General features: G+C 61.2%; 16 protein-coding genes and 1 riboswitch. Of the genes, 11 read left to right on the forward strand and 5 right to left on the reverse strand.

Annotated features, from left to right (window positions below):
- Positions 1 to 277: 277 nt before the first annotated feature.
- Entirely contained in the window at positions 278 to 421 is a 144-nt protein-coding gene (locus QD461_RS08595) for a hypothetical protein (protein ID WP_414087346.1), read from the reverse strand.
- A gap of 237 nt (positions 422 to 658) precedes the next feature.
- On the opposite strand from QD461_RS08595, the gene QD461_RS08600 reads away from it, so the two are divergent.
- On the forward strand, positions 659 to 2,113 hold the full coding sequence (locus QD461_RS08600; protein ID WP_414087347.1) for a cobyric acid synthase: 1,455 nt from the start codon (positions 659 to 661) through the stop codon (positions 2,111 to 2,113).
- 21 nt (positions 2,114 to 2,134) lie between these two features.
- Here the strand turns inward: QD461_RS08600 and QD461_RS08605 are convergent, their stop codons facing one another.
- Positions 2,135 to 3,931: a chloride channel protein gene (locus QD461_RS08605; protein WP_414087348.1), complete on the reverse strand. Its 1,797-nt coding sequence runs from the start codon at positions 3,929 to 3,931 to the stop codon at positions 2,135 to 2,137.
- A gap of 179 nt (positions 3,932 to 4,110) precedes the next feature.
- Positions 4,111 to 4,510: riboswitch (cobalamin riboswitch) on the forward strand.
- 141 nt (positions 4,511 to 4,651) lie between these two features.
- On the opposite strand from QD461_RS08605, the gene cobU reads away from it, so the two are divergent.
- The 5 genes from cobU to cobO are packed head-to-tail and all read left to right on the forward strand — an operon-like array spanning position 4,652 to position 11,285.
- Complete coding sequence (gene cobU, locus QD461_RS08610) at positions 4,652 to 5,176, forward strand: bifunctional adenosylcobinamide kinase/adenosylcobinamide-phosphate guanylyltransferase (RefSeq protein ID WP_414087349.1); 525 nt, start codon at positions 4,652 to 4,654, stop codon at positions 5,174 to 5,176.
- A gap of 6 nt (positions 5,177 to 5,182) precedes the next feature.
- Positions 5,183 to 6,232 carry a cobalamin biosynthesis protein CobW gene (gene cobW / locus QD461_RS08615; RefSeq protein WP_414087350.1) on the forward strand — a complete coding sequence of 350 codons (1,050 nt, stop codon included), beginning with the start codon at positions 5,183 to 5,185 and terminating at the stop codon, positions 6,230 to 6,232.
- A gap of 9 nt (positions 6,233 to 6,241) precedes the next feature.
- Positions 6,242 to 10,048, forward strand: coding sequence for a cobaltochelatase subunit CobN (gene cobN / locus QD461_RS08620; protein ID WP_414087351.1), 3,807 nt, complete (start codon positions 6,242 to 6,244; stop codon positions 10,046 to 10,048).
- Positions 10,045 to 10,641 carry a dimethylsulfonioproprionate lyase family protein gene (locus tag QD461_RS08625; RefSeq protein ID WP_414087352.1) on the forward strand — a complete coding sequence of 199 codons (597 nt, stop codon included), beginning with the start codon at positions 10,045 to 10,047 and terminating at the stop codon, positions 10,639 to 10,641. The genes cobN and QD461_RS08625 overlap by 4 nt, the downstream gene beginning before the upstream one ends.
- A complete protein-coding gene (gene cobO, locus QD461_RS08630) occupies positions 10,641 to 11,285 on the forward strand; it encodes a cob(I)yrinic acid a,c-diamide adenosyltransferase (protein ID WP_414087353.1) in 645 nt (214 codons plus the stop codon). Before QD461_RS08625 ends, cobO begins: the two co-directional genes overlap by 1 nt.
- 15 nt (positions 11,286 to 11,300) lie before the next feature.
- Here the strand turns inward: cobO and QD461_RS08635 are convergent, their stop codons facing one another.
- The 3 genes from QD461_RS08635 to QD461_RS08645 form a co-directional block, all read right to left on the reverse strand.
- The gene (locus QD461_RS08635) at positions 11,301 to 12,104 is read right to left on the reverse strand and encodes a helix-turn-helix domain-containing protein (protein WP_414087354.1); all 804 of its coding nucleotides are present in this window, start codon (positions 12,102 to 12,104) and stop codon (positions 11,301 to 11,303) included.
- Entirely contained in the window at positions 12,101 to 12,466 is a 366-nt protein-coding gene (locus QD461_RS08640; RefSeq protein ID WP_414087355.1) for a nuclear transport factor 2 family protein, read from the reverse strand. The genes QD461_RS08635 and QD461_RS08640 overlap by 4 nt, the downstream gene beginning before the upstream one ends.
- Before the next feature lie 101 nt (positions 12,467 to 12,567).
- Positions 12,568 to 13,353 (reverse strand): TSUP family transporter, encoded by a 786-nt coding sequence (locus QD461_RS08645; RefSeq protein WP_414087356.1) that lies wholly within the window; start codon positions 13,351 to 13,353, stop codon positions 12,568 to 12,570.
- 149 nt (positions 13,354 to 13,502) lie between these two features.
- Between QD461_RS08645 and QD461_RS08650 the strand changes: the two genes are divergently transcribed.
- From QD461_RS08650 to cobD, 5 genes are all read left to right on the forward strand, one after another.
- Entirely contained in the window at positions 13,503 to 13,907 is a 405-nt protein-coding gene (locus QD461_RS08650) for a cobalamin biosynthesis protein (RefSeq protein WP_414087357.1), read from the forward strand.
- A gap of 162 nt (positions 13,908 to 14,069) precedes the next feature.
- Positions 14,070 to 15,029 (forward strand): nucleoside hydrolase, encoded by a 960-nt coding sequence (locus QD461_RS08655; RefSeq protein ID WP_414087358.1) that lies wholly within the window; start codon positions 14,070 to 14,072, stop codon positions 15,027 to 15,029.
- Positions 15,030 to 15,239: 210 nt separating this feature from the next.
- The gene (gene cobA, locus QD461_RS08660; RefSeq protein WP_414087359.1) at positions 15,240 to 16,088 is read left to right on the forward strand and encodes a uroporphyrinogen-III C-methyltransferase; all 849 of its coding nucleotides are present in this window, start codon (positions 15,240 to 15,242) and stop codon (positions 16,086 to 16,088) included.
- Positions 16,085 to 17,392, forward strand: coding sequence for a cobyrinate a,c-diamide synthase (locus tag QD461_RS08665; RefSeq protein ID WP_414087360.1), 1,308 nt, complete (start codon positions 16,085 to 16,087; stop codon positions 17,390 to 17,392). The genes cobA and QD461_RS08665 overlap by 4 nt, the downstream gene beginning before the upstream one ends.
- Positions 17,389 to 18,408: a threonine-phosphate decarboxylase CobD gene (gene cobD / locus QD461_RS08670; protein ID WP_414087361.1), complete on the forward strand. Its 1,020-nt coding sequence runs from the start codon at positions 17,389 to 17,391 to the stop codon at positions 18,406 to 18,408. Before QD461_RS08665 ends, cobD begins: the two co-directional genes overlap by 4 nt.
- Positions 18,409 to 18,439: the final 31 nt, after the last annotated feature.

An 18,439-nucleotide genomic window follows, 5' to 3' on the forward strand; every position in this document is an offset into this window, starting at 1 on the left:
GCGTTTTTGGCAAACCGCGCTGATCTTCGGGTCGCGCGGTTTTCGCGCTTCTAACGCAACTTGCGCAGGTGTCTTGAGCGGTGTTGCGACTTGCACCATGGGCAAAATCAAAAGGCCGGAAGCGCGACGAGCGAATCTTAGAGATCGCGATGCACTTTCGTGCCTGTGCCAATATTGGCCAATCAGCCGGCTTCGTTCCCGCAGCGACAAAATATAAAGCCGCCGATGCGGGCGCATGGCGGCTTTTCGCGCTGAGGAGCTGCGGCTTGACCCGGTATTAGCCGACGTTGTAGGTGCGGATAAAGCCGATCGTGCCAAAGCGTGTGTCCAGCTGCTGTACGCGGCTTTCCGGACGGTGCGACGGAAGCTTGCCATTCCAGGCGATCTGGATGGAATTCTGTCTGTTGAAGATGAAGAGCATTGGGGTTTCCTCCGAGCAGCAGCGGCCCGTTTCGTTGTATCTTTTCGCGATGGAAATAATCCTCTTCGGGATAACTAACAACGGATGGAATCGTCATCCGATGTCGCAAATGGAGCATGATGACGACTGATGCATTTTTGCCTGGCGCAGATGGCATCTGGCCGTTAAAGATCGCGGCGAAATCAAGGCAGAATGCCGGGTTTTCAGGGGGGGCACGCCATCTTGGAGCGCAGGGGAATGACAAGGGCGATTATGCTGCAGGGAACCGGCTCCGATGTCGGAAAAACGGTATTGGTCGCCGGACTATGCCGCCTGTTTGCCAATCGCGGCGTAAGGGTTCGTCCATTCAAGCCTCAGAACATGTCCAACAATGCAGCCGTAGCTGAGGATGGCGGCGAGATCGGCCGTGCCCAGTGGTTGCAGTCACTTGCTGCGCGTGTCCCGTCTTCTGTGCATATGAACCCGGTGCTGCTGAAGCCGCAATCGGAAACCGGCAGCCAGATTATCGTGCAGGGCAAGGTCTGGGGGCATGCCAAGGGCAGGGATTATCAGGCGCTGAAGCCGCAGCTGCTTGGGGCCGTGCTCGAGAGCTTTGCCACCATGCGGGCGGGAACCGATCTGGTCATCGTCGAAGGGGCGGGTTCGCCGGCCGAAATCAATCTGCGGCGGGGCGACATTGCCAATATGGGTTTTGCGACGCGCGCCAACGTGCCCGTGGTTCTGGTCGGCGATATCGATCGCGGCGGCGTCATCGCGTCACTGGTCGGCACCTACCATATCCTGCCGGAAGAGGACCGGCGCATGATCCGCGGCTACCTCATCAACAAGTTTCGCGGCGATGTATCCTTGTTCGCAGAGGGCATCGAGGCGATCGGCGGCTTCACGGGCTGGCAATGCCATGGCGTCGTGCCGTGGCTCAAGGCGGCATCGCGCCTGCCTGCCGAGGATTCCGTCGTGCTGGAACGGCTCGCACGCCGTTCAGCGGGTGCGCTGAAGGTTGCTGTGCCCGTGCTGTCGCGCATTGCCAATTTCGACGATCTCGATCCGCTGCGGGCCGAGCCCGATGTCGATCTCGTCTTTGTGCGCCCCGGCGAGCGTTTGCCTGCCGATGCGGCACTCGTGGTACTGCCGGGCTCGAAGTCTACGATCGGTGACCTGCTGGACCTGCGTGAACAGGGCTGGGATCGCGATATTGCCGCGCATATGCGCCGTGGCGGCCGCGTTGTTGGCATTTGCGGCGGCTATCAGATGCTTGGACGGATGGTCTATGATCCGCTCGGCATCGAGGGGACGGTTGCCGAAACGCCTGGATTGGGCTTGCTTGATATCGAGACGGAAATGGCGCCGGAAAAGACGGTGCGCAACAGCCTTGCCGTTTCCAAAGAGTACGATGTTCCGCTCTCCGGCTATGAAATTCATCTCGGCGTGACGACAGGAGGCGACTGCGAGCGGCCGTCGGCCGTCATCGATGGGCGACCCGATGGCGCCATATCGCCCGATGGTCGCGTGATGGGCACCTATCTGCACGGTTTGTTCGGCAGCGACGCCTATCGGGCAAAGCTGCTGGCAAGCTTTGGTCTCGCCGGCGAACGCATGGACTATCGGGCCAGCGTCGATGCGGCGCTGGACGATATTGCTCGGGAGCTTGAAACAGTACTTGACCCCGCCTGGCTGGATAGCCTCGTTCACTAAGTCTGATGTCGATGGCCTGCTCTAGAGTTCGCCCGAAACTTCGCGGCGACGACGATCGAGTTCTTCGCTGTAGCGCCGCAGCGTATAGCTTTCCGTCAGCAGACCGATGACCTTGCGCTCGATCAGGTCGTTGACGACTACCAGCGCTTCACTCTTGGTCTGGTCGAACATCGCGGCGGCCTGTTTGGCATTCATCTGCGGCTGCAGGAACTCGTTGCGAAAACGGATGAAATCGGCAAGGCCGTGTTCTTCGTCGTCCTTTTCGATCGGGCTGGCATAAACGTCCGGCACGAGAACCATTCCGGAATACTTCTCGTTCTTGTCGATCAGGATGACGCGCTGGGCCGAGCCGATCGGGAAGTTCTTGCGGAATTCCTCGATGCTCATGTCGATGCTGCCGGTGTGAACATCGGGGCGCATCATGCGGGCAACGGTGAGGTTGCGGATCCAGCCGACATCGTGCGCGCTGCGGATGCTTTCGCCGCGCAGATGGAAGCGCCACGTCGCGAAGGAGTAGCCGAAGGTCGTACGCACCACGAGCGACGACGTGATGACTGCCGCCAGCACCAGCGCGGTAATCGGGAAGTCGCCGGTAATTTCCAAGGCCAGGAACGTCATGGTTAGCGGGCCGCCGATGATGGCGACAGCCAGCGAACTCATGCCGACCACCGCGTAGACGGCAGGCGTCAGAGTCGCGTGATCGAGATAGGGCGCACAATAGGCGAAGATCTTGCCGAGCAACGCGCCCATGAACAAGGAGGCGAAGAACAGGCCGCCTCTGAAGCCGGAGCCGATCGATACGGCTGACGCGAGCGACTTGAGGAGGAAAAGCCCGACGAGCGCGCCCAGCGTTACGTCCGTGGACAGATTGAGATGCAACGCTCCATGGCCGGCCGACAGGACCTGCGGCGAGATCAACGCCAGCAGACCGACGACCAGGCCGCCGAGGGCCGGGCGGAAGGGCATCGCGATGGCGCTCTTGCGCGCCAGTTCCTCGACCCAGGCGACGCCCTGCATGATCAGGATGCCGATACCGGCACAGAAGGCGCCGAGCAGGACGGCCGGAAGGTAGTCCGCCGGGACGATCGCGCCAAAATGATCGATATCGATGGCGAAATCGTCGCCCGCGAGCAGCCGGGCGATCATCGTGGAGATCAACGCCGAAACGACGACCGGTGTCAGTGTCAGGATGGAATAGCTGCCGATGATCAGCTCGAAGGCGTAGAAGGCGCCGGTCAGCGGCGCATTGAATGCGGCAGCAATGGCGCCTGCCGCGCCGCAGCCGACGAGCATGCGCAGATCCGCACGGCGCATCTGCATCTTGTAACCGAACTTCGAAGCGATGCCGGCGGCAAGCTGCGTATAACCAGCTTCAAGCCCGACGGAGGCGCCGAACCCGTTGGAGATCAGGTTCTGCACGGCGACGATGATACTGTCGGTGAGCGACATGCGGCCGCCATGCAGCGCATTGGCCTCGATCGGGTCGACCATGGGCTTTTTGCGCGTGCGCGACAATATGTAGAGAAGAATCCCGAGAATGATGCCGCCGGCGATCGGCGCGATCAGCAGTACCGACTTGTCGGGAATTGCGACGGCTGCCGAGCTGAGGCGCTCGTAGTCCGTTATGCCGTAAATGAGGCTATGCAGCTTGCGCGAGATGTAGCTCATCGCAATCACGGCACAGCCTGAGGTCACACCTGCCAATGCGCCGGCAAAAACAAGCCCCAGTTCGCCACGGCGCAGCAATGCCCTGAAACGACCAAGATCGAATAGGACCGAGAAGACGCCAAGACGGCGAGGTTGAAATTTCTGTAGCATGGGGAGCGGACGATATATTCTACTCGAATGTGGGAGCTTAACCTCTATAAACTCCTAACATCAAAGAAATGCGGCAAAAAGACTGCTGCTCTCCGGGGAATTTGCTACGAGTTCGCGCGTGAAGCGGAGAATGTCGCAATGACGCCCTTGATTGACTCGAACTGGGCGAGAGCCTAATCATGATCGCCATAACGAATGGTTCCTAGGCGGCGATCTGCCGCATGGGATGAAAAGGGAATGTGAAGGGACGGACCCAATCCGGGCGTTCTCATCACAGCCGACCCCGCGACTGTAGAGCGGTCAGGGTCTTTCGTTCGGTTTGAAGCCTATTTCGTCGATGATTCGCATGGGGCGAACGAGGCGGGGTAGGCGCAAGTCGGAAAAGCCACTGGCGTGGCATCATGATCAACCGGGGTTGGACGCCTCTCATTCTACGAATCGTCCGCCTTTTCATGATGGATTGCCGGGAAGGTGAGAAAGACCCGCTGGCGCACGATCGGGGGCGACCGGTTTCGGTCCGCCCCCGTCGCGGCGCCTTATCCGCGAGCCAGGAGACCTGCCAGGCGTGCCGGGCGAAAAGCCTGTTTCGGGAACGCGAGTTCCGCTGCCAGCACGGAGGTTGTCATGGCGCAAGACGAGTTTTCGGCGTGTAGACGCCATTTTTCCAGTTTCAGCCACGTGCTGCCGACACGCCCCGTTGTGCGCGGGCGGAAATAGCGTATGTCCTCTTCGACTTCTCAGGCTGTTTTCGTTCTTGGTGGGGCGCGCTCAGGCAAATCCAGATTCGCCGAATCCCTGATTGTGGACACCGGGCTTGAACGTCACTACGTGGCGACAGGCCGGGCGTGGGACGATGAGATGCGCGAGCGCATCGCGCAGCATCGTGCCGATCGCGGCGACCTGTGGTGGACACATGAGGAGCCGCTCGATCTGGTGGCGCAGCTTGCCGCTGTCGACGCTGAAGGGCGCGCAATACTCGTGGATTGCCTGACGCTCTGGGTTACCAATCTGATGATGGCCGAGCGGGATATGGCGGTGGAGTTTGCTGCTCTCACGGAATTCCTGCCAAAGACGCGATCGCGGCTTGTTCTCGTCTCCAACGAGGTGGGTCTTGGAATCGTGCCGGAAAATCGCATGGCGCGCGAGTTTCGCGATCATGCCGGCCGTCTGCACCAGATGGTCGCGGCGGCAAGTGCCGAAGTCTATTTTATCGCAGCGGGTTTGCCGCTGAAAATGAAGGGTTAATCCATAATGAATCAGGAAAAGATTCCCGCCACCGTCATCACCGGCTTTCTTGGAGCCGGCAAGACGACGATGATCCGCAACCTCCTGCAGAATGCTGCGGGCAAGAAGATTGCCTTGATCATCAATGAATTCGGCGATCTCGGCGTCGATGGCGACGTGCTGAAGGGCTGTGGCGCAGAGAACTGCACCGAAGACGATATCATCGAACTGACCAACGGCTGTATCTGCTGCACTGTCGCCGACGATTTCATCCCGACCATGACGAAACTTCTGGAGCGCGATTCGCGCCCGGACCACATCGTCATCGAGACCTCGGGCCTTGCGCTGCCGCAGCCGTTGGTCGCCGCCTTCAACTGGCCTGATATCCGTACGCACGTTACCGTCGATGGCGTGATCACCGTGGTCGATAGCGCTGCCGTTGCCGCTGGTCGCTTTGCCGACGATCACGACGCAGTCGAAGCCCGCCGCATCGAGGATGACTCGCTCGATCACGAAAGCCCGATCGAAGAACTGTTCGAAGATCAGCTGACCTGCGCCGACCTCATCGTGCTCAACAAGACCGATCTGATCGACGGTGAAGGTCTCGGCCGCGTCCGTGCTGAGGTCGCCTCGCGCACCGCCCGCAAGCCGACGATCATCGAAGCGAAGAACGGCGACGTGCCGGCGGCCGTATTGCTCGGCCTCGGCATCGGCACGGAAGACGATATCGTCAACCGCAAATCGCATCACGAGCTGGAGCATGAGGACGGCACGCCGCACGACCACGACGAATTCGATAGCTTCGTCGTCGAACTCGGCCCCATTGCCGACCCGGCCGCCTTTGTCGATGCGCTGAGGGGCGTGATCGCCGAGCATGACGTGCTGCGCCTCAAGGGCTTCGTCGATGTCCCCGGCAAGTCCATGCGCCTGCAGCTGCAGGCCGTCGGTAGCCGTATCGATACCTACTTCGATCGCGCCTGGACACCGGGCGAAGCGCGTGCAACCCGGCTTGTGGTCATCGGTCTGCACGAGATGGACGAGGCGATCGTTCGCAAGGCGATCGAAGCGCTGGTCTAAGGTCAGTCCATGCACCTTCTCCTAGCTCAAAAGGGAACGATCAGCGACGGCGAGGAGGCGATCGACCTCGGGCAATCGCCCGGCGATATCCTCTTTCTATCGGCCGCCGACACCGAGCTTGCGGCGATTGCCGCAGCGCACGGCGAGGGTGGTCGCTCCCTTCGGCTTGCGAGCCTGATGAGCCTCAAGCATCCGATGTCCGTCGATACCTATGTCGACAGGACGGCCCGGCATGCGAAGCTGATCATCGTGCGGGCGCTGGGAGGCGCAAGCTACTTCCATTACGCGTTGGAGGCGCTGCATGCCTGTGCGGCGCGTCAGGGTGCCTTGATTGCGGTGCTGCCGGGGGATTCGAAGCCCGATCCGGGGCTGACGCCTTTTTCCAATGTTGCGCTCGATGATCTCAATGCGCTCTGGTCCTATCTGATCGAGGGCGGCAAAGCGAATTCCACGGAATTTCTCACTTACGCCGAGGCGATGCTATCAGGCGCCGAGAAGCCCATGCCTGCCGTGCCGCTGATGAAGGCCGGCATTTGGTGGCCGGGCAAAGGTGTGATCGGCGTTGAGGAATGGAGGAGGGTTTCCGTTTCGGAGGTGGCGGCCCCTGCAGGACTCGAACCCCCGACGGTCGCGATTTCCTTCTATCGCGCACTGGTCCAGAGCGGTGAGACAAAGCCTGTCGAAGCCATGATGCAGGCGCTTGTCGCTGAGGGCATGCGGCCTCTGCCGGTCTTTGCCTATAGTCTCAAGGATGCCGTGTCCGTCGGCATTCTCGAGAGTGTCTTTACCGAATTGAAGCCGGGCGTGGTCATCAACGCCACGGGCTTTGCCGTTTCGGCGCCGGGCGCGGATCGTCAGGCGACGGTACTGGAGACGGGCGAGGCCGTCGTTCTGCAGGCTATCTTCTCGGCTTCTTCGAAAGAAGCCTGGGGGGCATCATCTCAAGGGCTTTCGGCCCGCGATCTCGGTATGAACGTGGCGTTGCCCGAGGTCGACGGGCGCGTTCTTGCCCGCGCCGTGTCCTTCAAGGCGGCCGCCCGCTATGACGAAAGGGTCGAGGCCAATATCGTCGCCAGCGAACCGCTTGAGGATCGTGTGCGTTATACGGCGCGGCTCGCCGCCAATTGGGCGCGGCTGCGCAATGCATCGCCCAGCGATCGCCGCGTTGCGCTGGTTATGGCGAATTATCCCAATCGCGATGGGCGCCTTGGTAACGGCGTCGGGCTTGATACGCCGGCCGGCACGATCGAGGTGCTAAAGGCGATGCAAACGGCAGGCTATGGCGTTGCCGATGTGCCCGCCGATGGCGATGCGTTGATGCGGCACCTGGCGGAAGGCCCGACAAATTCGGGGCATGATGGCCGCGTTGTTCGCGAGACGCTTTCCTTTAGCCACTACAGGGATTTCTTTGCGTCGCTTCCCAAGCAGATTCAGGATGAGATGACTGCGCGCTGGGGTAAGCCGGAGGCGGACCCTTACGCGTTCCATGGCGGCTTTGCCCTGCCGTTTGCCCGCTTCGGCGAGGTGCTTGTCGGCATCCAGCCGGCGCGCGGATACAATATCGATCCGAAGGAGAGCTATCATTCTCCCGATCTCGTCCCGCCGCACGGCTATATGGCCTTCTATGCCTTCCTGCGCCGCTCCTTCGATGCCCATGCGGTCATCCACGTGGGCAAGCACGGCAATCTCGAATGGCTGCCGGGCAAGGCGCTGGCGCTTTCGGAAAGCTGCTATCCGGAAGCGATCCTCGGACCGCTGCCGAACCTCTATCCCTTCATCGTCAACGATCCCGGCGAGGGTACGCAGGCCAAGCGCCGCACCAGTGCCGTCATCATCGACCACCTGACGCCGCCGCTGACACGCGCCGAAAGCTATGGTCCGCTGAAGGATCTGGAGGCGCTGGTCGACGAGTATTACGAAGCCTCAGGTGGCGATCCGCGCCGTATCCGTCTCCTGCGCAAGCAGATCCTCGATCTCGTTGCCGATATCGGCCTCGATCAGGATGCAGGCATCGCCAAGGGCGAGGGCGAAGACGAGGCATTGCGCAAGCTCGACGCCTATCTCTGCGATCTCAAGGAAATGCAGATCCGCGATGGCCTGCACATTTTCGGCGTTTCGCCGTTCGGACGGTTGCTGACGGATTTGACGGTGGCGCTGGCGCGGGTGCCGCGCGGGCTGGGCGAGGGTGGTGATCAGAGCCTGCAGCGGGCGATTGCGCGGGATACGTTTATGGGGGAGATGTCAGCGAAGCTGACAGAGGAGGGTATCTCGCCACGCAAACCATTCGACCCGCTGGACTGCGACATGGCCGCCGATTGGACCGGCCCGCGCGCCCCAATCCTTCAAGACATCTCAGACGACCCCTGGCGCACCCAGGGCGATACCGTCGAGCGCATCGAACTTCTGGCCGCAAAACTCGTGGATGGCGAAGCAGTTTGCCCTGAAGATTGGCCAAACACCCGCATGGTTCTCAACGAGATTGCCTCCAAGCTCCAGCCGTCCATCCTCGCCTGCGGCGATGCGGAAATCTCCGCCCTGCTCAAAGGCCTCGACGGCCGTTTTGTTCCGCCCGGACCTTCCGGCGCGCCGACGCGTGGACGGCCGGATGTTCTGCCGACGGGGCGGAATTTCTATTCGGTCGATAGCCGCGCCGTGCCGACGCCAGCTGCCTACGAGCTCGGCAGCAAATCCGCTGAGCTACTCATCCGCCGCTTTGTTCAGGACCATGGCGAATGGCCGGTCTCCTTCGGCCTGACGGCCTGGGGAACCTCGAACATGCGCACCGGCGGCGATGATGTCGCACAGGCGCTCGCGCTGATCGGCGTCAAGCCCGTATGGGATATGACCTCGCGTCGTGTCACTGGCTACGAGATCATTCCGCCTGCCATGCTGCGGCGGCCTCGTGTCGATGTCACGCTGCGAATCTCCGGCTTCTTCCGTGACGCTTTTCCCGAGCAGATCGCCCTGTTCGACAAGGCAATCCGTGCCGTCGGCATGCTTGATGAGGATGCGGCGGATAATCCCATTGCGGCGCGCATGCGTGGCGAGATCGCGCGGTTGGAAGCCGCTGGCCTCGACACGGCTTCCGCTAGCCGCCGGGCCGGCTATCGCATCTTCGGCTCCAAGCCCGGAGCCTATGGTGCCGGCCTTCAGGCGCTCATCGATGAGAAGGGCTGGGAGCGGCGCGCCGATTTGGCCGAGGCCTACCTCGTCTGGGGCAGCTATGCCTATGGGGCCGGCGAGGAAGGCAGAGCGGAGCGCGGCGTCTTCGAGGAGCGGTTGCGCTCGATCCAGGCGGTGGTGCAGAACCAGGACAATCGCGAACACGACCTGCTCGACAGCGACGATTATTATCAGTTCGAGGGCGGCATGGCGGCAGCGGCCGAGCAGCTTGGTGGGGCGCGTCCCTCGATCTATCACAACGATCATTCAAGGCCAGAAAAGCCTGTCATTCGCTCGCTCGAAGAAGAGATCGGTCGAGTGGTGCGTGGCCGCGTCGTTAATCCCAAGTGGATCGACGGCATCATGCGCCACGGCTACAAGGGTGCCTTCGAGATTGCCGCAACGGTGGACTATCTCTTCGCCTTTGCCGCGACGACGGGCGCGGTCCGCAATCATCACTTCGAAGCCGTATACCAGGCCTTTGTCGTCGATCAGCGTGTGCGCGATTTCATGGCTGAGAAGAATCCCGCAGCGCTTCGGGACATGCGCGAGCGTCTGCTGGAGGCGATCGACCGCAAGCTCTGGACGCCGAGAAGCAATTCGGCGAGATTCGACCTGGAAAGCCTGAAGGATGGCAAAGAGGTAGCGGCGTGAGTGCGGTCGACGAGCTTATGGTTGCGTTTCGTGATTATCTTCTATCGCGCAGCGACCTGACGCTGAAGCATTTCATCGAGGATTTCGACTGGTCGATGGAGCAGCGGCCGCTTGCCTCGCATGATCTGCCTGTCGTCCGCAGTCTTCGCGAGATCCACCTGGCAGGGAATGGAGCGGAAGGGGCATTATTCGATCGGCTCTTGCAGGCGGCTGATATGCTTCATTGGGCTCAGACCTACAGCATCACCGATTTCGGCAGCGACTTCCTGCAGAGGTACGGCTGGGTCGAGCTCTTCGGCACACGCGGGCATTTCGCAAGTGCGGAGATGGCCGGTGGCTTTCTCTTGCTCGGCCCTGGCGTGCACTATCCCGACCATCATCATACGGCAGAGGAAATCTACATCCCGCTGACCGATGGCTCCCTATGGAGCAAGGATGGTCAGCCATTCCTGCCGCACTGGTCGGGCGGGATCATCCATCACCCTTCGAATATTCGCCATGCCATGCGGACGGAAGACGAGCCGCTTGTCGCGCTCTATCTTTGGCGCAGCGGCCCACTGGCACAAAAATCAATCATATCCGGGAGACTATAATGAGTGACGAACTGGCCGAAACCGGCGCGGACGCACCGAGGAACGACGACGCGCGTCATGCCGACAAGATGGCCAAGAAGAAGGCAGCGCGCGACAAGATCATGGCGACCAAGACCGACGAGAAGGGCTTGATCATCGTCCATACCGGCAAGGGCAAGGGAAAATCCTCTTCCGCTTTCGGCATGATCTTCCGTCACATCGCCCATGGAAAGCTGAGCGCCGTCGTGCAATTCATCAAGGGCGCCATGTGGACCGGCGAGCGCGACCTGATCGAGAAGCACTTCTCCGATCTCTGCCAGTTCCATACGATGGGCGAGGGTTTCACCTGGGAGACGCAGGATCGTGCCCGCGACGTCGCGGCTGCCTCTGCCGCCTGGGAAAAGGCCAAGGAACTGATCCGCGACGAGCGGAATTCGATGGTTCTGCTCGATGAGATCAACATCGCGCTTCGCTACGACTATCTCGATATCAACGAGGTGCTGGAATTCCTCAAGAATGAAAAGCCCTATATGACGCATGTGGTCTTGACAGGTCGCAACGCCAAGGAAGAGCTGATCGAGATTGCCGATCTCGTCACCGAGATGGAACTGATCAAGCATCCTTTCCGCTCGGGTATCAAGGGCCAGCCGGGCGTCGAATTTTGATTGTCGGCCGGGCTTTCAGCGGCCCGGCAGCATCGTCCTTAGCGCTTCCGCCGTCTGCGGGTTTGCCGGGAAGAAGGATTCGATCGCGAGTTCCGACAGCGTCACGTCGACGGGCGTTCCGAAGACCGTCGTCGTCGAGAGGAAAGAAAGCTGTCCCGCCCCGGTGATAAGCTCAAGCGGCACTGCAATACCTGCGAAGTCTCGCTCCGGGGTGTTTGATCGATGCGCCGCTGGTGCTGGGTAGGCGGACAACTCCTCCAGCAGTTTTATCAGCTCCGGGTCACCCGTGGCGGCGATCTGCTGACGCAGGCGTTCCAGCAGATGCGCCCGCCATTCGAAGAGATTGGCGATTCTGGGCGCAAGGCCTTGCGGATGCAGGCTGAGCCGAAGGACGTTGATCTGCCCCTCGGTCAGCGAGGTATCGACGACACCGGCAAGCAGCGGCGAGACGGCAGCATTGGCCGCGATAAGCGTCCAGTGTCGGTCGACGGCGAGTGCCGGGAAGGGCTCATGTCCCTTCAGAATGAGGTCGATCGCTTGCCGCGCCGGAGCGAGGGCGGGATCGTCCAGCTTGCGTTCGCGAAAGACCGGAGCGAACCCCGCCGCGAGAAGCATCGGGTTGCGCTCGCGCAACGGGATGCCCAATCTTTCTGCGAGATGCATCAGCATTTCCCGGCTTGGAAGCGAGCGCCCGCTCTCGATGAAGCTTAGATGTCGCTGCGAGATATCGGCTTCGAGGGCGAACTCGAGCTGGCTCAGGCGGCGTCGCCGCCGCCATTCGCGCAGATGATCGCCGAGAGAGCGGGCGGGGCTCATCATGCGGCGGCCGGTAACTGATCGATGAAGCCGTGAACCGACTTCAGCCGATCCCCTTCCAGGATGGCAAAATCCGTGCCCTTGATCAGCGGCTCGGCATCGGCCGGACCGAAGCCCCAGGAGAAGCGGAGATTGTCGCCGTGACGATCACCATCCGTGATCAGGGTGAAGCGGAAGCCGGGGAAGCGGTCGTGAGCGGCAGTGACCAACGCGTGGATCTGTTCCCGGTTGTCGGCACGCATCATCGGGTCGACATAGCTGCAGTTTTCCGTCCAGGCCTCGGCAATGAGCGCACGCCGGCGCTCGGCATCGGCCTCGTTCCAGATGGCGATATAGCGGTCGGCAATGGCGTTTACATCAGTCATCGGTCAACTCCTTTGGATCGCCTGAACCGTTCAGGCAGGGCGATCATCGGCGCGTACCGAAGTAGTATCAATTACGTCGGAGGTAATCAAAAGCCTGTTTCTTAGAGCCCAAGCCAGATGCGCACGGGATGGGCGGGATCCGCCAGAAGCTTGACGGCAAAGGCGATGCAGACGACGACCAGCAGCGGCTTGATCAGCTTTGCGCCGATGCGCATCGCAAGCCGCGAGCCGACCTGGGCGCCCAGAAACTGACCGACGCCCATGGTCAGTCCGACCTTCCAAAGAATAGCGCCGGAGAAGATGAAGACGATCAGGCTGCCGAGGTTCGAGCCGAAATTGAGCAGCTTCGTATGCGCGGTCGCTTTCAGCAGCCCGAAGCCGGCGAGCGTCACGAAGGCGAGCATCAGGAACGAGCCCGTGCCCGGCCCGAAGGCGCCGTCGTAGAAACCGATCAGCGGCACGAAGGTAACGCCAAAGAGCCCCGCGCTCATGCGCCTGTGTTTTTCGACGTCGCCCAGATTGGGTTTTACGGCGAAATAGAGTGCGATTGCGATCAGCAGGAACGGCAGGATGATACGCAGCACTTCACTTGGCATGACCGTTGCCAGCATCGCGCCGAACATGCCGCCGATGACGGCCATCAGCGCCATGGGCAATTGTTCGTGAAGGTGCACATGTCCCTGCCGCGCATAGGCGATGGTCGCCGAGGCGGAGCCGAAGATCGATTGCACCTTGTTGGTGCCGAGCGTCTGCAGCGGCGGTATGCCTGCGAGCAACATGGCGGGCACGGTCACCAACCCGCCGCCGCCTGCGATGGAGTCGACGAAACCGGCAAAGAAAGCGGTGGCAAAGAGCAGAAGCAGGATCTGAAGCGTGATGTCGTGCAAGGCTGGAACTCTGAGGCTAGAAATCAAGGGCCTTCTTGCACTCCCGCAGCGCCATGGCAATCGCCTGCAGGACACAGCCGTTAAAATTGACGGGCCGCGATCCGGTGGCTACAGCTATCGGCGTCCGCCGCCGTCACCGGGAAGTGAATATGACGACATATGCCAATTCCACCCGCAACTACTTTCTCGGCCTGGGCTGTGAGCGTGGCACGGATTGGAATGAGGTCCGTGCGCTTGTGGAGCAGGCCTTGGGGGAGGTTGGCATCGGCAGTGAGCAGCTTCTGGCGGTCGTCTCGATCGACACGCGCATGGACGAGCCGGCCATCCTCGAGGTTGCCACTCATTTTCGTCTGCCTGTACGCTTCTTCAAGGCGGCAGCGCTTGAGCGGGAAACGCCTCGCCTGAAGAACCCGTCCGAGCTTGTTTTTGCCCATGTCGGTTGCCATGGCGTTGCCGAGGCTGCGGCATTGGCAGCGGCCGGTCCCGATGCGGAACTCGTGCTTCCCAAGATGAAGTCCGGCTCTGTCACCGTGGCAATCACGAGGATCGCATAGGGCACCGCAATCGCCCGATGTTCTCAGAATTGATCCGCGCTTCGTCACGGCAGCGTTTCGCCATCGGCGGAACTCGTGTATTCCACTAGTTCAAGCATGATCCGCGACGGGAGGAAATTTCCGGAAGATCAAGCTTATTCAGCATATTGGCAAGGAAAAATCATGCACAAGGTCATTTATGATACGGATCCGGGCGTCGATGACGCCATGGCGCTTCTCTTCCTGCATCGTCACCCGAATATCGACCTTCTGGGCGTGACGACGGTTTTCGGCAACGCCTCCGTAGACACGACGACGCGCAACGCGCTGTTTCTGAAGCGCGAGTGGAATATTCCGTGCCCGGTGGCACGCGGCGCAAGCGTCACTTTCGATCCCTCGCGGCAGGAGCGCCCTTGGCCGACGATGGTTCATGGCCATAACGGCCTCGGCGATGTCGCTGTGCCCGAAACGATTGACCTGCCGACCGATCCGCGGCCGGCCTATCAGTTCATCATCGATACCGTTCGCGCCAATCCGGGCGAGGTGACGCTAGTCGCTGTCGGCCGCATGACCAATCTGGCCCTGGCGGTAAAGCACGCCCCGGAGATCGCTTCGCTCGTGAAGGGCGTCGTGATCATGGGCGGCAACTTCTATGTGCCGGGCAACGTCTCCCCGGTCGCAGAGGCCAATATCCACGGCGATCCGGAAGCTGCCGACTTCGTCGTCAAGGCGCCTTGGAAAGTTGTCGTTGTTGGTCTCGACGTCACGTCGGTGACGACGATGAGCCGCAGCTACCTTGCCGATATGGCCAAGGAGGGCGGCCCGTCCGTGCAGTTGCTGGCCGACCTGTCGCAATCCTATATCGATTTCTACAAGCACGCGGTCGAAGACGGTATGATGGTTCATGACAGCTGCGCCTGCGTCTATGTGGTAGCACCCGAGCTGTTCGACACGATCGAGGGGTCGATGCGCGTCGTGTGCGGCGGCATCGCCGATGGCCAGACGATCATCAAGCCGGACGGCCGCCGCTTTCCGCCGGGCGATTGGGACAATATGCCGAGCCAGATCGCCTGCACGGGCATTCGTTCGCAGCAGGTTCTCGACCTGATCCGCGACGTGATCCTGGGCAAGGTCAAGCACTGAGCCTAAAGCGAGGAGGGGGATCCAGCTCTCCTCGCACCCCATTTGCGCGAAGCGGCCGACCTGCCAGCCTGGCTCGTGGCCGGTCGAATTTCCGAACAGATCGAATTCGGAAAATCGCAAGACCGAGCAGGACGCCCTTCGCGTTGCCGTTGCTGCCTTATCCCGTTCTCAACGTTGCAATTTCGGCCATGCGGGCATAGGACAGGTAGGATGAGCGATACCCTATTTTCCAATCTGCCGGCGCTGGAGCCGGGCACCGTCTGGCTTGTAGGCGCCGGGCCGGGAGATGCAGGGCTGCTGACTCTCCTTGCCGCCAAGGGGCTGGCCGAGGCGGATATCGTCGTGCATGACGCCCTCGTGAACGACGATTGCCTGAAGCTCGCCCGGCCAGGGGCAGTGTTCGAATATGCCGGCAAGCGCGGCGGCAAACCCTCGGCCAAGCAGCGGGATATTTCCCTGCGCCTCGTGGAGCTTGCTCGCGGCGGCAAACGGGTTCTCAGGCTTAAGGGCGGCGATCCCTTCGTATTCGGACGCGGTGGCGAAGAGGCGCTGACGCTCGTCGAGCATGGCATTCCTTTCCGTATCGTTCCCGGCGTCACGGCCGGCATCGGCGGCCTTGCCTATGCCGGCATTCCCGTTACGCATCGCGACGTCAATCACGCCGTGACCTTCCTGACCGGTCATGATTCGTCGGGCCTCGTGCCCGATGCGATCAACTGGGATGCGATCGGCAGGGGATCGCCCGTTATCGTGATGTATATGGCGATGAAGCATATCGCCCAGATCAGTGCCAATCTTGTTGCGGCCGGCCGTTCGCCGGACGAGCCGGTCGCATTCGTCTGTGACGCGGCGACCTCGTCGCAGCAGGTGTTGGAGACGACGCTCGGCCGGGCGACGGCTGATGTCGAAGCCTCCGGTTTGGAGCCTCCCGCCATCGTCGTCGTCGGCGAGGTCGTGAAATTGCGGCCCTCCCTCGACTGGCTTGGTGCTCTTTCCGGCCGCAAGCTTCTGCCTGCGACGGAGGTGCGGGCAGGAAACGGCCATAAGGTGTCGGCATGAGCGGTCTGATGATAGCTGCGCCGGCATCGGGTTCCGGCAAAACGACATTCACGCTTGGCCTCCTGCGGGCGCTCCGGCGGAAAGGTGTCGCTGTCGCATCGGGCAAGGCTGGCCCGGACTACATCGATCCGGCCTTTCACGCGGCTGCTGCCGGTTCGCCCTGTCTCAATTTCGATCCCTGGGCCATGCGCGCCGAATTGATTTCAGCGAATTCGGCGCTTCATCGCGCCGGCGGCCGATTGCTCGTGATCGAGGCTATGATGGGATTGTTCGACGGCGCTGCCGACGGTTCTGGTACGCCTGCGGATCTCGCGATGCTGCTTAACCTGCCCGTCGTGCTCGTCGTCGATGTCTCGCGCATGTCGCAGTCGGTTGCTGCCGTCGTCAGCGGCTTCGCCAATTTCCGCGCCGATATCCGTATTGCAGGCGTCGTTCTCAATCGTGTCGCCAGCGAGAGACATGAGGGGATGCTGCGTCGGGCGCTGGAAGCGATGCGGATGCCCGTTTTCGGCGCTATCGGCAACGACAAGGGCTTGACGCTGCCCGAGAGGCATCTCGGACTGGTGCAGGCGGGGGAACACATCGCGCTGGAGCATTTCATTGATTCGGCCGCCGACATCGTATCCAAAGCCTGCAATATCGAGATGCTGCTCCGGGCTAGCCAACAGAATATCGTGCGCCCGTCTGCTGCCAACATCGCGCGGCTCATGCCGCTTGGGCAGCGGATCGCGGTGGCGCGCGATATAGCGTTCGCATTCTGCTATGAGCATATGCTGCTGGGCTGGCGGCGGCGCGGTGCTGAGATTTCTTTCTTTTCCCCGTTGGCCGACGAGGCGCCTGCGGCCGATGCAGATGCAGTCTATCTGCCGGGCGGTTATCCCGAACTGCATGCGGGAAAGCTTGCAAGCGCCCATCAGTTCCAGGCTGGGATCAGGGATGCGGCGGCGCGCGGGGCCAAAATCTACGGCGAATGCGGAGGCTACATGGTGCTCGGCGAGGGGCTCGTGGATTCGGTAGGAACCCGCCACGCCATGCTCGGCCTGCTGCCCGTCGTCACGAGTTACGAGACGCGCCAACGGCATCTGGGATATCGGCGCTTGATGCCACTTGCCGGCTCTTTTTTCGAAAAGCCGATGACGGCACATGAGTTTCACTATTCGACCATCGTTTCGGAAGGCGATGCGGATCGCCTGTTTGCCGTCAAGGATGCGCTTGGCGCCGATCTGGCAGCGGCCGGCCTGCAGCGTGCCAATATTGCCGGTTCCTATATGCATCTGATCGATCTGTCGGGTGATACGCAATGATGGGCAAGATCGTACATGGCGGCGGCATCACTGCCGCGGCGCGTCAATATGGCGGCCGGCCGGAAGATTGGCTAGATCTGTCAACCGGTATCAATCCTAACCCGGTTGCTTTGCCGGATGTGCCCGTTTCGGCCTGGCATCGGCTGCCAGACCAGCATCTTCAGGAGCGGACGCGCGAGGCGGCGAGGGGATATTATCGCAGCGGCGATATCCTGCCCTTGCCCGTTCCCGGTACCCAATCGGTCATCCAGTTGCTCCCGAGGCTGATGCCGCGTGGAAGCGTCGCCATCCTGTCGCCGACCTATGGCGAATATGCCCGCGCTTTTACGCTCGCGAACCAAAAGGTGCGCCAGTTTTTGACGATGGACGATCTGACCGAGGACGATAGGCTCGTCGTCGTCGTCAATCCCAACAATCCGGACGGGCGGCGGCTTTCAATCGATCAGTTGCGCGATTTGCACGAGAGGCAATATCGGCGCGGCGGCCTTCTTTTGGTCGACGAGGCCTTCGGTGATGTCGAGCCGGAGGCCAGTATCGCCCCATACGCGTCGTCCATGCCCGGCCTCATCATTTTCCGGTCGTTCGGCAAATTCTTCGGTATGGCCGGCTTACGGCTCGGCTTCGTCATCGCCCAGGCTTCGGTCATGGCGCGCTTTGAGGACTGGCTTGGCCCCTGGGCGGTATCCGGGCCGGCGCTGTCGATCGCGGCGTCCCTTATGAACAGCAATACGGGCGCCATTCGCCGACGTATTCTCGATCGGCATTTCGCCCTGGAAACGATTCTTCGCCGCCGCGGCCTATCCGTCGCGGGCGGCACTGCACTGTTCGCGCTGGTTGCCGACGACCATGCGGAAGGCATATATACGCATCTCTGCCGCCATCACATTCTTGTCCGCAAGTTCGATTATGCGCGCAATTGGCTGCGCTTCGGCCTTGCTCCGGATGAAGAAGGGGATCGAAGACTCGCCGGGGTACTGGAGTCGGACGATTTTAGATCTGTTCGACCTAAAATCTGAATCCGCTCCAGAAACAAATAAGTTGAGCATG

Origin of the sequence: Rhizobium sp. BR 314, from assembly GCF_047445805.1 — a bacterium.
Classification (GTDB): domain Bacteria; phylum Pseudomonadota; class Alphaproteobacteria; order Rhizobiales; family Rhizobiaceae; genus Rhizobium; species Rhizobium lusitanum_B.

Coding starts and splice junctions, on each gene's coding strand:
- cobA (WP_414087359.1), top strand. CDS start 15,240: ATGAGCGATACCCTATTTTCCAATCTGCCGGCGCTGGAGCCGGGCACC.
- QD461_RS08655 (WP_414087358.1), top strand. CDS start 14,070: ATGCACAAGGTCATTTATGATACGGATCCGGGCGTCGATGACGCCATG.
- QD461_RS08650 (WP_414087357.1), top strand. CDS start 13,503: ATGACGACATATGCCAATTCCACCCGCAACTACTTTCTCGGCCTGGGC.
- QD461_RS08605 (WP_414087348.1), bottom strand. CDS start 3,931: ATGCTACAGAAATTTCAACCTCGCCGTCTTGGCGTCTTCTCGGTCCTA.
- cobO (WP_414087353.1), top strand. CDS start 10,641: ATGAGTGACGAACTGGCCGAAACCGGCGCGGACGCACCGAGGAACGAC.
- QD461_RS08635 (WP_414087354.1), bottom strand. CDS start 12,104: ATGATGAGCCCCGCCCGCTCTCTCGGCGATCATCTGCGCGAATGGCGG.
- QD461_RS08640 (WP_414087355.1), bottom strand. CDS start 12,466: ATGACTGATGTAAACGCCATTGCCGACCGCTATATCGCCATCTGGAAC.
- QD461_RS08595 (WP_414087346.1), bottom strand. CDS start 421: ATGCTCTTCATCTTCAACAGACAGAATTCCATCCAGATCGCCTGGAAT.
- cobW (WP_414087350.1), top strand. CDS start 5,183: ATGAATCAGGAAAAGATTCCCGCCACCGTCATCACCGGCTTTCTTGGA.
- cobD (WP_414087361.1), top strand. CDS start 17,389: ATGATGGGCAAGATCGTACATGGCGGCGGCATCACTGCCGCGGCGCGT.
- cobN (WP_414087351.1), top strand. CDS start 6,242: ATGCACCTTCTCCTAGCTCAAAAGGGAACGATCAGCGACGGCGAGGAG.
- QD461_RS08600 (WP_414087347.1), top strand. CDS start 659: ATGACAAGGGCGATTATGCTGCAGGGAACCGGCTCCGATGTCGGAAAA.
- cobU (WP_414087349.1), top strand. CDS start 4,652: ATGTCCTCTTCGACTTCTCAGGCTGTTTTCGTTCTTGGTGGGGCGCGC.
- QD461_RS08665 (WP_414087360.1), top strand. CDS start 16,085: ATGAGCGGTCTGATGATAGCTGCGCCGGCATCGGGTTCCGGCAAAACG.